Raw genomic sequence first — 13,428 nt, forward strand, 5'->3', positions numbered from 1 at the left:
GGTCCGCTGAGCGCGGAGCCCCGGCCCTCGCGGCCGGGGCCCCGCTGGGCTGGGGATAACTGATAGGTGGGTCACGGCGCGTAGTCGGTTGGTGACGTACCGTTCAAGGTGTCGCGGGTACGGCCGATGGGGACGGGTACCGGCGTGCGTCGGTCCATGGAGCCCACTGTGCAGGAGCACGACCCGAGCGATCGCCACCACTGGACCCGCCTGCGCCGCCAGGATGGGGTCCTGCCGGCGGCGTTCCCGGCGCGGGCGCTGATGGCCATCGTCAGCTCACCGGCGTCGGTGGCCTCGACCGGTCTCGCCGCCATGCTCGGCGCCTCCTGGCTGTTCATCCACCTCGTCGGCGGGGCGGGCATCGCCGTCCCACACGGCTACTACGTCCCGGTCCTGTTCGCCGCCGTCCGGTTCGGTCGGTCGGGCGCGCTGGTGACCGCACTGGTGGCGGGGGTGCTCGCCGGACCCCTCACCTACCAGCAGGTCGCCACGGGCCTCGCGCAGACACCCTCGGAGTGGGTCACCCGCACGGTCGCGTTCGTCCTCGTCGGGCAACTCGTCGCGTGGCTGTTCACCCACGCGCTGGCGTCCGTGCGCGAGGACGCGTGCCTGGCCAGGGCCGACCGCGAGCTCGCCGACGCGATCGACGCCGGCCAGCTGTCGCTGCGCTACCAGCCCGTCCACGACGTGGCCAGCTGGCGCATGGTCGGCGTGGAAGCCCTCGTCCGGTGGGACCACCCCGACGGTGAACGCGGCCCCTTCGCGTTCCTGCCCACCGCGGAACGCAGCGGCCGGATCCACGAGGTCGGTGACCTCGTCCTGCGGACCGCCTGCGAACAGGGCGCCCGGTGGCAGCGTGAAGCCCGCGAGCGCGGCACCCGCGCGCCGGTGGTGTCGGTCAACCTGTCCAGCCAGGAGCTCGCCGCCGAGGACCTGGTGATCCGGGTCCGGGGCGTCGTCGAGGAGACCGGCCTCGATCCGCACAAGCTCTGCCTCGAGGTGACCGAGGGTGCGCTCGCCCACGACATCGAGGGATCGGCCGCCCGCCTCAGCCTGCTCCGCCAGCTCGGCGTCCGCGTCGCGATCGACGATTTCGGCACCGGGTACTCGTCGCTGGCCTACGTGCACCGCTTCCCGGCCGACCTGCTCAAGATCGACCGCAGCTTCGTCCGCGAGATGGAGCACAGCCAGCGCGCACGGACCCTCGTCCACGGGATCGTCCTGCTGTGCGGCGAGCTCGGCGTCACGGCCGTCGCCGAAGGGATCGAGAACGACGAGCAGCTCCGCATCGCCACGGACATGCGCTGCCCCCTGGTCCAGGGCTTCCTCCTCGGACGTCCGGAGACGGCCGCGCAGATCGACGCACGCCTCGCCGAGCCCGAGGCCGCGACCGCGGACGGCGGCCCGGCGGGCCCGGCCCTCAGCGGCCTCCAGCGCCGTGTGGGCGGCGAGGATGTCCGCCGCCGCTGACCGGGACGACGTCCGCCGCCGCTGACCGGCTTCCTCCCGTTCCCCCTGGCCGGATCGGCTGCGGGCGGGATGCGAGCCTTACGGTCCCGTCCTCGCGACCCGAGGACCCTGGACCGTGGACCCGAACGCCCTGATCGCGATCGCGATCCTCGCCGGGCTGCTCGTGGCGCTCATCCGCGAGGTCGCGTCCCCGGCACCGATCCTGATCGGCGGCGTGGTCCTGTTCGTCCTCGCGGGCATCCTCCCGGCCGAACAGGCCTTCGCCGGCCTGTCGAACCCCGCCACGATCAGTATCGCCGGCCTGTACGTCGTCGCCCGTGCCGTCCGCGACCACGCGGGGCTCGACCGGGTCGTCGACCGCCTCCTCGGCGACGGCACCAGCGGTTCGCGAGGAGCGGTCGCACGCCTCGTCGGCCCCGTGCTCGGCCTCTCCGGGGTGGTCAACAACACCCCGCTGGTCGCCGCCACCGGACCGATCGTGCGGACCTGGGCCGAACGTCGCGGGGTCGCCGCGACCCACCTGCTCATCCCGCTGTCGTTCGCCGCCATCCTCGGTGGCCTGCTGACCACCATCGGGACCAGCCCCACCCTCGTGGTCTCGGGGCTGATGCTCGACGCCGGGCAGCCGGCGTTCACCTTCTTCACCATCACCGCTGCCGGACTGCCCATCGCCGTCATCGGCGGGCTGCTGATCGTCCTGCTCGCCCCGAAGCTGCTGCCCGACCGGCGCAGCCCGCACGAGCAGCTCGTCGGCCACGAACGCGACTACACCGTCCGTCTGGCCGTCACCGAGGCAGGGCCCGTCGCCGGCCGCACCGTCGCCGAGGCCGGCCTCCGCGAGCTGCCCACCACCTACCTGGCGAGCATCGTCCGCGCCGGCCACCCGCTGCCGACGGTGTCGCCGAACGAACGCCTCACCGCCGGCGACGAGCTCGTCTTCGTCGGCCAGGTCGGCCACATCAGCGAGCTGCTCGCCCACCCCGGCCTGGTCGAAGCCGAACAACCCCAGACCGAGATGCTCGACGGCGATGGTCACCAGCTGGTCGAGTGCGTCGTCGCGTCGAACTCGCCCCTCGTCGGCGCGACCCTCAAGTCCTCCTCGTTCCGCGGCCGGTACGGCGGCGCGGTGGTCGCCATCCACCGTGCGGGCACACGGGTCCAACAGAAGCTCGGCACCGTTGACCTGCACGGCGGTGACGCCCTGCTGGTCTACGCCGACAACGGCTTCCCCGAACGCTGGCAGGACCGGCCGGACTTCTCCATCGTCGCCCCGTTCCTCGACGGGCGTGCCACAACCCCCGCGGGTAGCCGGCACCGGTGGACGACCCTCGGCACCCTGGCCGGCATGGTGACGCTGGCCGCCACCGGGCTCCTGCCGATCCTCACGTCGATCCTGCTCGCCTGCAGCGTCCTCGTCGCCACCCGCGCCATCGCCTTCCGCCGGGCCCTCGATGCCCTCGACCGCGACGTGCTGCTGATCGTGGCGGCAGCCATCGGCCTCGGTGCCGGGATGCAGGCCTCCGGTCTGGCTGCGGCCGCTGCCAGCCTCATCGGGCAGATCGCCGTCGGCCGCAGCCCGCTGGTGGCGATCGCTGCCGTGGTGCTCGGCACGATGCTGCTCACCGAGCTGATCACCAACGTCGCCGCAGCCGCGCTGATGGTGCCGATCGCCATCGACGTCGCCGAGCGCGTCGGCTATGAGACCACCGGGTTCGCGGTCGCGGTCGCCGTCGCCGCCTCCTCGTCGTTCCTGACCCCCATCGGCTACCAGACCAACACCATGGTCTACGGCCTCGGTGGCTACCGGTTCGGGGACTTCTGGCGGCTCGGACTGCCCCTGGCAGCGCTGACGCTGGCCACCTGCCTGGTCGTCGTCCCGCTGGTGTGGGGCTGAGGCAGTGGGCTGTGCGGTACGGGAGAGCTGGTCGAAGGGCGCGTCCCGTCGTCCACGGCTACGCCGAGGTCGTCCTGGCCGGTGTCCCACCCCGGCCGTAGGTTCCAGGCGTTCGGTTCATCCGGTCGTCGTTCATCGACCGTTGTCGTCGTCGGGGGAGCTGCTGGTGGTCGTGGCACGGGGGTTCACAGGTGCGAGGCACCTGAGCGTCGCGCGCGAACGTCCTCCGGCGTACCGGACCCAGGTGACCGACGTCGGGGACACGCTCCTCGCGGCCGTGGATGCGGTCGTGGGTGTCGACCTCGACCCGTTGACCGACGATGAGGTGCGGGACGCACTGGATCGCACGCAGCGGGCGGTCGACCGGTTGGTGGCCCTGCGGTCGCGGATGCAGGCGACCCTGGAGACCCGCGCGCTGAAGGCAGCGGGGCCGGGCCGCGAACAGCAGGCGCTGCGGCGGGTGCGCGACCGGACGGCGGCGAGCTGCGGCTGACGCCCTCGCAGGTCAAGCAGGCGGGCGAGACTGGTCGGCGGCTGGAGGCGTTACCCGCGGCGGCTACGGCGATGGCCGACGGACAGCTCCCGGCCGATCACGCCCGGGTCCTGGCTGACACCCTGCGCTCGCTCGAAGGCGATGCCCGTGCCGAGGCCGAAGCCACCCTGCTGGAGGCGGCCGGGACCCAGGATGCGCGCCGGTTCGGCAGGACCTGTCGCCGGCTGCTCGCGCAGGCAGACACCGACGCGGCGCAGACGGCCCAGGACCGGCGCAACGCTCGCCGCCGGCTGGCAGTGACCGAGACCCCGGACGGGATGACGCTGGTGTCCGGGCAGCTGGCAGGGCTGGGCGGCGAGCTGGTGCACACCACGCTCCCCGCCTTCCGACGACCCGATCCGCCCGGGCGACGGCGCACCGCCGCGCAGGCCACCGCGGACGCGCTGGTCGAGATCTGCCGGGTCGCCCTGGACGCCGGGAAAGTCCCCTCGAACCGAGGCGTCCGTCCCCACGTGCTGATCACGGTGGACGAACCCACCGTGGCCGACCGGAGCGCGACCGGCCGCGGGGTGTGCGAGGCGGCCTGGACCGGCCCGCTGCCCTGGCCCGAGGCCCGCCGGCTGCTGAGCGACGCGTCGGTGTCCCGCGTGCTGCTCGACCCCGCCGGCGCACCCACCCGGGCCGGCGTCGGGGTCCGCACCGTGCCCGCCGGGCTGTGGAAGGCGCTCCAGATCCGTGACCGGACCTGCGCCGGGGACGGCTGCACCGTGCCCGCGGCCTGGTGCCAGACGATGCACCTCGACGTGCCGTACCGGCTCGATGGCCAGCTCGACATCGACGCCGCCGCTCCCGGGTGCACCTACCACCACCTCATGCTCGACCGCCACGGCTGGCAGGTCACCTGGATCGACGGCCGACCCGTCGTCCACACCCGGGACGCCCGCCGCGCACCGACCCGGGCGGCCCCGCGCCCTGACCGTCGCGGAGGAGGGGCAGGCCCGAACAGGCGGCGACGCTGATGGAGAACCTGCCACCGCGCCCGTGGTCCGAGCTCGTCGGCAAGGACGACCTCGACCCGGTGAAGGGCGACGTGGCGGTGCTCAAGGCCGACGTGGCGGTGCTCAAGACCGACGTGGCTGAGCTGAGGAGCGACGTCGGTGGTCTGCGCAGCGAGATCCGCGCCGAGTTCGCCCACCTGCGTGAGACGCTCGACCTGCGCTTCGCCGTGCAGGACGCCCGGCTGGAGGCCTTCGTGCGCGAGCGGGTCGACGCCCAGACCAAGTTGCTGGTTCTCGCCTTCGTCGGGGCGCTGTTGACCACCGCCGGGATCGCCATCGGGGCCGTCGCCATCTGAGGGCCGGTGGCTGGCCGGCGCCGCTCGGGGCGTTGCCACGTTCCCCCTGCGCCGATGGGAAGCCCCACCCCCTGCGCTCCGTAGGCTGCTCATCCCCAGCCCGCCGTCGCCCTGGATCCTCGATGAGCTCCCTCGCGCCTGAGCAGACGCGTACCCACCTCCGCCAGCTCGAGGCCGAGTCGATCCACATCCTGCGTGAGGTCGTCGCCCAGTGCGAACGACCCGTGATGATGTACTCGATCGGCAAGGACTCGTCGGTGATGCTCCACCTGGCGAGGAAGGCGTTCTTCCCCGGCACGCTGCCCTTCCCGCTGCTGCACATCGACACCACGTGGAAGTTCCGCGAGATGATCGAGTTCCGCGACCGGACCGCGCGTGAGCTCGACCTCGACCTGCGGGTGCACACCAACGAGGAAGCCCGGGCCCAGGGCATCAACCCGTTCGACCACGGGTCGCAGAACTACACCGACCTGATGAAGACCCAGGCGCTCAAGCAGGCGCTGACCGCCGGCCGCTACGACGCGGCCTTCGGTGGTGCCCGGCGTGACGAGGAGAAGTCCCGCGCCAAGGAACGGGTGTTCTCCTTCCGCGACAAGCACCACCGCTGGGACCCCAAGAACCAGCGCCCCGAGCTGTGGCAGCTCTACAACGGCCGCGTCAACGCCGGTGAGTCGATCCGCGTGTTCCCGCTGTCGAACTGGACCGAACTCGACATCTGGCAGTACATCTGGCTCGAGGACATCCCGATCGTGCCGCTGTACTACTCCGCCCCGCGGCCCACCGTGCAGCGTGACGGGGTGACCATCATGGTCGACGACGACCGGTTCCGGTTCGAGCCGGGGGAGGAGCCCGTCGAACGTTGGGTCCGGTTCCGCACCCTCGGCTGCTACCCGCTGTCGGGTGCCGTCGAGTCCCGCGCCACGACCCTGCCCGACATCATCCAGGAGATGCTGCTGGCCACCCGCTCCGAACGCGAGGGCCGGGTCATCGACTACGACCAGTCCGGCTCCATGGAGGAGAAGAAGCGCGAGGGGTACTTCTGATGGCGCCGACGACGACGCGGGTCGCGGCCCGCCGGGAGAGCCACCGATGACCCACCAGAGCGACCTGATCGCCACCGACATCGAGGCCTACCTCGCCGAGCACGAGCAGAAGGACCTCCTGCGCCTCCTGACCTGCGGCAGCGTCGACGACGGCAAGTCGACCCTGATCGGCCGGCTGCTGCACGACAGCAACATGATCTACGCCGACCACCTCGCCGCACTCGAGTCCGACTCGGTGACCTCCGGCACCACCGGCGACCAGATCGACCTCGCCCTGCTGATGGACGGGCTGAAGGCCGAACGCGAGCAGGGCATCACCATCGACGTGGCCTACCGCTACTTCTCCACCGCCCGTCGCAAGTTCATCATCGCCGACACCCCGGGGCACGTGCAGTACACGCGGAACATGGTCACCGGCGCGTCGACCGCGCAGCTGGCCATCATCCTGGTCGACGCACGCCACGGCGTCCTCGAGCAGACCCGCCGGCACAGCTCGATCGCCAGCCTGCTCGGCATCCGTCACGTGGTCGTCGCGGTCAACAAGATGGACCTGGTCGACTGGTCGAAGGAGCGGTTCGACCAGATCGCCGCCGAGTACGCGCAGCTGGCCGAGGGGCTCGACCTCGCCGACCCGTACGTGCTGCCGCTTTCGGCGCTGACCGGCGCCAACGTGGTCGACCGCGCGACCGAGATGCCCTGGTTCGAGGGGCCGCCGCTGATGGAGCACCTCGAGACCGTCGACGTGCGTCGCGACGTCGACCTCGACCACCTGCGCTTCCCCGTCCAGCTGGTGGTCCGCCCCGACCTCGACTTCCGCGGCTTCGCCGGCACGCTCGCCTCCGGGACCCTGCGGCCCGGTGACCCCGTGGTGGCCGTGCCCTCCGGCGTTGGCTCCACCGTGGCCCGCATCGTCACCTTCGACGGCGACCTCGAGGCGGCCGGACCCGGCGACGCGATCACCGTCACGTTGACCGACGAGATCGACGTCTCGCGCGGGGACCTGCTGGTCAGCCCGGGCGACGAGCCGCTGCGCGCCCACGACGTCGACGCCACGGTGGTCTGGATGACCGACCAGCCGGCCCGGCCGGGCGCCAGCTACCTGCTGCAGACCGCCACCGGCCGGTCGAACGCGTCGCTGCGCAGCATCGACCACCGCGTCGACATCGCCACGCTCGACCACGTCGACGCCGACCACCTCGACCTCAACGACATCGCACGGTGCGGGCTGACCGTCGACCGCGAGCTGGTCTTCGACCCCTACGGCGACCAGCCCACCACCGGGTCGTTCATCCTCGTCGACCGGCTGACCAACGCCACCGTCGCCGCCGGGATGCTGCACGGTCCGACCAGCACCTGGGACGCCGAGGCACCCGCCGGGCTCACCCACCACCGCTCGGAGATCACCTCCGCCGAACGGGCCGCCCGTCTCGGCCAGCGGCCCTGCACGGTGCTGTTCACCGGGACCACGGGGTCGGGCAAGACGACCCTGGCCGCGGCGGTCGAGCGACGCCTGTTCGACCGCGGCCGGACGCTCCTGCGCCTCGACGGCGAGAACCTGCGCCTCGGCCTGTCACGCGACCTCGGGTTCACCAACGCCGACCGGTCCGAGAACCTGCGCCGCGCCGCCGAGATCGCCGTCATCGCCGGCCGGCAGGGCCTGATCACCCTCGTGGCCGTCCAGTCGCCCGAGGAGGAGGTCCGCCAGCGCGCCCGTGACCTCGTCGGCCCCGAACGGTTCATCGTGGTCGCCCTCGACGCGCCGGAGGAGGTCCGCCGCGCCCGCGACCCCGAGGGGCTGTACGCCGCGGCCGACCGTGGCGAGGACGTCCACGTCCCCGGTGCGACCTCGCCGTACGAGGTCCCGACCGACCCCGATCTGCGCCTCGACACCTCGCAGTTGTCGGTCGAGGCCTGCGTCGACGCGGTCATCGAGGTGCTCGTCGAGCGCGGCTTCTTCGGGGACCGGTGATGGCCGCCGACGATGCCACTCCCGCGGCCGAACCCCGCTCCCGGAACATCGTGCGGGCCGAGGGGCACGTCACGGCCGCCGACCGTCGGCGCGTCCTCGGGCACGGGCCGGCGACCGTCTGGTTCACCGGCCTGTCCGGCTCCGGCAAGTCGACCCTCGCCTTCGCGGTCGAGCGGGCCCTGATCGCCGACGGGATCGCCGCCTACGTCCTCGACGGCGACAACGTCCGCTTCGGGCTGAACCGCGACCTCGGGTTCTCGCCCGCGGACCGGACCGAGAACATCCGCCGCATCGGCGAGGTGTGCCGCCTGATGCACGATGCCGGCCTCGTGGTGCTGACCGCGTTCATCTCGCCCTACCGCACCGACCGCCAGCAGGTCCGCGACCTGCACCCGGACGGCGGGTTCGTCGAGGTCTTCGTCGACACCCCCATCGAGATCTGCGAGGCCCGCGACGTCAAGGGGCTGTACGCCAGGGCGCGAGCCGGCGAGGTCCCCGAGTTCTCGGGGGTGAGTGCCCCCTACGAGGCGCCCGACGTGCCCGAGCTGCGTCTGGACACCTCGCAGCAGGACCTCGATGCGTGCGTCGCCGCGGTGCGTGCCACCCTCGACCGTCACGGGCTGTCCACAGGCCCGGCAGCGGGCGGACCGGCCGCGGGCTGACGGTGACCTACCCTCGCCCGGAGGCCTTGCCGGACCGACGGGTGGGTGGAACCATGGCCGTGGACGAGCGTCGCCGCAGCGGGCTCTACGCGCGGTTGGCCGAGACGCTCGGCACGGAAGGTGCCGACACGATGTTCGAGCTGCTGCCTCCGGATCGCGACGAGCTGGCGACCCGGACCGACCTGCTGGTCCTGCGCTCGGAGATCGACGTGTTCCGGACGGAGGTCGACGGACGGTTCGACCAGGTCGACGGGCGGTTCGCGCAGGTCGACGGGCGGTTCGACCAGGTCGACGGGCGGTTCGACCAGCTCGAGCAGCGGCTGGACGACCGGTTCGACGGGGTGCGTCACGAGCTGCTCGCTGCCTTCCGCGGCGAGCTGGTTGCGGCGGTGTCCGGCCAGACCCGCGCGATCATCGTCGCCACCGCGGCCGCGACCTTCGGCATCGGCGGACTGGCCGTGACGCTGGCGCAGCTTCTGTAGCGCCGGGCTCGCCCCTTCGGATGACTCCCAAGGTGACCTCCCGCCGACGGGCTGGACGGCCGCCGGCCTCCCTTCCCTTCCGCTCACCGTGCGTGGTGGGAAGCGCACGGTGCGTCGTGACCAGGGCTCGGTCGCGACGGCACGGGGAGCGCGAGCGGGGGTCGAACGTGACACGTATCCGGCGGGTAGCGGCAGTCTTCGTGGTCGGGGTCCTGATCCTCGGCCTCACCGGCGCCACCTCGGCGCCCCGCGAGGGCGACGGGTCGGTGACCACCAGCCTGGAGCTGCTGTCGCTCGGCCTGACCGACGTGCCGCTCGTCGGCGACCTCGACGCAGCGCTCGGCACCCTCACCGCCCAGGCCACCACCGTGGGCACCAGCGCGGCCAGCCTGCTGTTCGAGGGGCTGCGCGCCGGGGATGCGTCCGTCAGCGCCTGGACGGCCGATTCCAGTAGCGATCCGTCGTCCGGGGACCACACGCTGGCGCTGCCGGGCTGGACGACCGGTCCGCCGCCGCACGCGTCTCGGCCCTGACCGGCGGCCTCGACCTCGGCCCGCTGGTCGGTCTCGCCGTCGAGCTCGGTGACGGGGGCGTGTCCAGCCAGGTCACCGAGGACCGCGTCGCCGGGCTGACCGAGGTGAGTATCGCCGGGTTGGGCCTCGCCATCGGCGACCTGCTGCCGACCGGCCTGCTCGACGAGTTGCCGCTCGGCACGCTCCTCGACCTGCTCGACCAGCTGCCGATCACCCTGCCCACCGACCTGACCGACGCGGTCGCCGAGGTCGAGGCTTCGTCGAGGAGCTCGAGGCCATCGTCGCGCGCGACGGCGAGGTGCAGGACGCGCTCGCGGACCTGCTCGCCCTCCTGGAGGTCGCCGACCTCGCCGCCGCCGAGGCGCTCGTAGCCGGCCTGTCCGACGCCGTGACCGCGCTCGAGGACGAGGTCGCCGATGCCGAGGACGCGCTCGACCTCCTCCGCAGCCTCGATCTGCTCGACGATCCGGGCGGGTCGTTGGTGGGCCTGCTCGAGTTCGACGCCCTGTTCGGCGAGACCTGCCCATCCTGGTGGAGGTCGGCGGCCTGCACGTCACCACCGACACCACCAGCGACCCGGAAGCCGGCGTCAGCTCGGCCGCGGCCGGCATCTCGGCACTCCGGGCTCAGGTCGGGTCGGTCGGCCTGCAGGGGGTCCTGGACCTGCTCACCGGACAGCTCGGCGACCTGCTCGACGAGGTCACGGACATCGTCGACGGCCTCGACGGCCTCGACGGCCTCGACGGCCTCGACGGCCTCGGCGGGCTCGGTGGGTTCGGTGGGCTCGCGGTCGGCGGGGACCAGGTGACCGCGGCCGCCATCGGTGACGACCTCGCCACGCTACTTGCCCCCGTGGACGGGCTGCCGCTCGGCGACGGACTCGCGGGGCTGCGCACCACCGGGGTCGACCTCCGGGTGGCATCGATCGACGTGCTCGGTGACTTCGCACCGCCCAGGAGCCAGACCGCGAGGGACCCGGTGGCGAGGGACCCGGTGGTGACGGCCCCGGCGGTGAGGGGCCTGGCGGTGAGGGGCCCGGTGGACAGGGGCCCGGTGGTGACGGCCCCGGTGGTGACGGCCCCGGTCCGGATCCCGTCCCGGTCGACGCGCCAGGAACGCCCGCGTCCCCCGGCGGATCGCCCGACACACCGAACCTGCCGCGGACCGGCGGTGGCGCACCCGCGATACTGCTCGGCCTGGCGCTGCGCGGTGCCGGCACGGCCCTCCGGCGCGTGAGGTACGGCTGACGGTCGCGTCGCGGCGGACACCCGGCGCGAGCGTCGCGCTACCCTCCGTGGCAGAGCGTCGCGCCGCCGTGCGCCAGCGCGGGACCCGCGCCGCTCACGTCCCGTGGTCGCCCGCCGCGACCCGCCCCACGCTTCGAGGAGCTTCGCCGTGCTCGGCACCGCGCCGACCATCGCCGCCCCGCCGACCCCGCCGCGCGGTCAGCGGGCCGCGTTCCGCCGGCCCGGTGCCGCCGCGACGGTCCCGGGCACGGTCTGGGACGCCCTCGAGCCGCTCCTGCCCGACGTCAGCAAGCCCGCCCAGTACGTCGGCGTCGAGCACAACCAGGTCCGCACGGACTGGACCGCCGCCGAGACCCGCTGGCTGCTGTGCTACCCCGACACCTACGAGGTCGGCCAGCCCAACCAGGGCATCCAGATCCTCTACGAGGTCCTCAACGGCCGGCCCACGGCCATGGCCGAGCGCGCCTACGCCCCGTGGATCGACCTCGAGGAGCGGATGCGCGAGCGCGACATCCCGACCTTCTCGCTCGAGCACCACCGGCCCCTGTGGGCCTTCGACGTGTTCGCCGTGTCGCTGCCCCACGAGCTCGGGCACACCAACCTGCTCAACCTGCTCGATCTCGGTCAGGTGCCGATCCGCAGCGCCGACCGCTCCACCGAGGACCCCATCGTCCTGGTCGGCGGACACGCCGCGTTCAACCCCGAACCGCTCGCCCCGTTCGTCGACGCGGTGGTGGCCGGTGACGGCGAGGAGGTCACCCTCGAGATCGACGCGGTCCTGCGCGCCTGGAAGCGTGACGTCGCCGCCGGGACCGCTGCCGCGGACGACCGCCACCAGCTGCTCCGGCGCCTCGCCGGCGTCGAGGGCGTCTACGTCCCGGCGTTCTACGAGGCGCGGTACTCCGGTGACGGCCGCCTGCTGCGCACCGTCCCGGTCGAACCCGGCGTGCCCGCGTTGGTCCCGAAGCGCACCGTGCAGGACCTCGAACAGTGGCAGTACCCGGTCAAGCAGATCGTGCCGCTGACCGAGACCGTCCACGAGCGCTTCAGCGTCGAGATCTTCCGCGGCTGCACCCGCGGGTGCCGGTTCTGCCAGGCCGGCATGATCACCCGCCCGGTCCGCGAACGCCTGCCCGAGACCGTGCAGAAGATGGTCACCGAAGGGGTGAAGGACACCGGTTTCGAGGAGGTGGGCCTTCTCAGCCTGTCCAGCGCCGACCACTCCGGCATCGGGGCCATCGCTCGCGACCTGGCCGACGAGTACGAGGGCACCACGACCTCGCTGTCGCTGCCCTCGACCCGCGTGGACGCCTTCAACGTCACCCTGTCCAACGAGCTGGCCAGGAACGGTCGCCGGTCGGGCCTCACGTTCGCCCCCGAGGCCGGCAGCGAGCGCATGCGCGCCGTCATCAACAAGATGGTGTCCGAGGAGGACATGCTCCGGACGGCCGAGATCGCGTTCTCGCAGGGCTGGCGCCACTGCAAGCTCTACTTCATGGTGGGCCTGCCCACCGAGACCGACGAGGACGTCCTCGCCATCGCCGAGCTCGGCATCAAGGTGTGGGAGGTCGCGCGCAAGCACGGCCGCGCCAACAAGGTCACGATCTCGGTCGGGGGGTTCGTCCCCAAGCCCCACACGCCGTTCCAGTGGGCGCCGCAGGACACCGGCGAGGAGATCCGTCGCAAGCTCGCCCTGATCCGTCAGGCCATCAGCAAGGTGAGCGGACTGAAGCTGCGGACCAACGATCCCGAGGAGGGGGTCATCGAGGGGCTGCTCGCCCGCGGTGACCGCCGGGTGGCCGCCGCGGTCGAGCGTGCGTGGCGCCTCGGTGCGAAGTTCGACGGCTGGCACGAGATCGACACGCTGTCGACCTGGATGCAGGCCCTCGAGGAGACCGGCGTCGACCTCCACTGGTACATCGCCCGCGAGCGCGACCAGAACGAGGCGCTGCCCTGGGACCACCTCGACTCGGGGCTCGACAAGGACTGGCTCTGGAAGGACTGGCAGGACGCCACGTCCGACACGGCCCTCGAGGACTGCCGGTGGACGCCGTGCTACGACTGCGGGGTCTGCCCGGGCCTGTCGCTGGAGCACGACACCGGCTACGAGGGCGGCTCGTACAACATGGGTGCTGGGCGGAAGACCCTCCCCGTGGTACCCAGCGGTCTGGGCGGCTCCGACCAGCTGCCGACCGTCGCCGAACGCTACGTCGGCGGCTGACCCCCCGACCTCGGCGGTCCCGCCAGATCCACGTTCCCCCCCGCACGACCACCAGACCAC

13 protein-coding genes are annotated in these 13,428 nt (G+C 72.6%); all 13 read left to right on the plus strand.

What is annotated here, in order from left to right:
• Window positions 1–156: 156 nt before the first annotated feature.
• The 13 genes from NITAL_RS24685 to NITAL_RS24745 all read left to right on the plus strand — a co-directional run bounded on the left by NITAL_RS24685 (window position 157) and on the right by NITAL_RS24745 (window position 13,368).
• Entirely contained in the window at window positions 157–1,470 is a 1,314-nt protein-coding gene (locus NITAL_RS24685) for an EAL domain-containing protein (RefSeq protein WP_211262667.1), read from the plus strand.
• Window positions 1,471–1,585: 115 nt separating this feature from the next.
• Window positions 1,586–3,364: an SLC13 family permease gene (locus NITAL_RS24690; protein ID WP_052668902.1), complete on the plus strand. Its 1,779-nt coding sequence runs from the start codon at window positions 1,586–1,588 to the stop codon at window positions 3,362–3,364.
• Window positions 3,365–3,608: 244 nt separating this feature from the next.
• Window positions 3,609–3,857, plus strand: coding sequence for a hypothetical protein (locus NITAL_RS24695; protein ID WP_157042074.1), 249 nt, complete (start codon window positions 3,609–3,611; stop codon window positions 3,855–3,857).
• A 41-nt stretch (window positions 3,858–3,898) separates the two neighbouring features.
• On the plus strand, window positions 3,899–4,876 hold the full coding sequence (locus tag NITAL_RS24700) for a DUF222 domain-containing protein (protein ID WP_245617764.1): 978 nt from the start codon (window positions 3,899–3,901) through the stop codon (window positions 4,874–4,876).
• Window positions 4,876–5,211, plus strand: coding sequence for a hypothetical protein (locus NITAL_RS24705; RefSeq protein WP_052668905.1), 336 nt, complete (start codon window positions 4,876–4,878; stop codon window positions 5,209–5,211). The genes NITAL_RS24700 and NITAL_RS24705 overlap by 1 nt, the downstream gene beginning before the upstream one ends.
• Window positions 5,212–5,333: 122 nt before the next feature.
• The gene (cysD, locus tag NITAL_RS24710; RefSeq protein ID WP_052668906.1) at window positions 5,334–6,254 is read left to right on the plus strand and encodes a sulfate adenylyltransferase subunit CysD; all 921 of its coding nucleotides are present in this window, start codon (window positions 5,334–5,336) and stop codon (window positions 6,252–6,254) included.
• Between the two features lie 46 nt (window positions 6,255–6,300).
• Window positions 6,301–8,223: a sulfate adenylyltransferase subunit CysN gene (gene cysN, locus NITAL_RS24715; RefSeq protein WP_052668907.1), complete on the plus strand. Its 1,923-nt coding sequence runs from the start codon at window positions 6,301–6,303 to the stop codon at window positions 8,221–8,223.
• The gene (gene cysC / locus NITAL_RS24720) at window positions 8,223–8,885 is read left to right on the plus strand and encodes an adenylyl-sulfate kinase (protein WP_052670072.1); all 663 of its coding nucleotides are present in this window, start codon (window positions 8,223–8,225) and stop codon (window positions 8,883–8,885) included. The genes cysN and cysC overlap by 1 nt, the downstream gene beginning before the upstream one ends.
• A gap of 53 nt (window positions 8,886–8,938) precedes the next feature.
• Complete coding sequence (locus NITAL_RS24725) at window positions 8,939–9,367, plus strand: hypothetical protein (protein WP_157042075.1); 429 nt, start codon at window positions 8,939–8,941, stop codon at window positions 9,365–9,367.
• A gap of 167 nt (window positions 9,368–9,534) precedes the next feature.
• A complete protein-coding gene (locus NITAL_RS27635; protein WP_157042076.1) occupies window positions 9,535–9,900 on the plus strand; it encodes a hypothetical protein in 366 nt (121 codons plus the stop codon).
• 59 nt (window positions 9,901–9,959) lie between these two features.
• Entirely contained in the window at window positions 9,960–10,271 is a 312-nt protein-coding gene (locus NITAL_RS24735) for a hypothetical protein (RefSeq protein WP_052668910.1), read from the plus strand.
• Between the two features lie 160 nt (window positions 10,272–10,431).
• Window positions 10,432–11,136 carry a hypothetical protein gene (locus NITAL_RS24740; RefSeq protein ID WP_052668911.1) on the plus strand — a complete coding sequence of 235 codons (705 nt, stop codon included), beginning with the start codon at window positions 10,432–10,434 and terminating at the stop codon, window positions 11,134–11,136.
• A gap of 180 nt (window positions 11,137–11,316) precedes the next feature.
• The gene (locus tag NITAL_RS24745) at window positions 11,317–13,368 is read left to right on the plus strand and encodes a TIGR03960 family B12-binding radical SAM protein (RefSeq protein ID WP_052670073.1); all 2,052 of its coding nucleotides are present in this window, start codon (window positions 11,317–11,319) and stop codon (window positions 13,366–13,368) included.
• Window positions 13,369–13,428 lie beyond the last annotated feature (60 nt).

Source organism: Nitriliruptor alkaliphilus DSM 45188, assembly GCF_000969705.1.
Classification (GTDB): domain Bacteria; phylum Actinomycetota; class Nitriliruptoria; order Nitriliruptorales; family Nitriliruptoraceae; genus Nitriliruptor; species Nitriliruptor alkaliphilus.

Bases quoted from the DNA above. Each gene is read 5' to 3' on its own strand.
- NITAL_RS24685 (WP_211262667.1), top strand. From the start codon at position 157: ATGGAGCCCACTGTGCAGGAGCACGACCCGAGCGATCGCCACCACTGG.
- cysN (WP_052668907.1), top strand. From the start codon at position 6,301: ATGACCCACCAGAGCGACCTGATCGCCACCGACATCGAGGCCTACCTC.
- cysD (WP_052668906.1), top strand. From the start codon at position 5,334: ATGAGCTCCCTCGCGCCTGAGCAGACGCGTACCCACCTCCGCCAGCTC.
- NITAL_RS24725 (WP_157042075.1), top strand. From the start codon at position 8,939: ATGGCCGTGGACGAGCGTCGCCGCAGCGGGCTCTACGCGCGGTTGGCC.
- cysC (WP_052670072.1), top strand. From the start codon at position 8,223: ATGGCCGCCGACGATGCCACTCCCGCGGCCGAACCCCGCTCCCGGAAC.
- NITAL_RS24705 (WP_052668905.1), top strand. From the start codon at position 4,876: ATGGAGAACCTGCCACCGCGCCCGTGGTCCGAGCTCGTCGGCAAGGAC.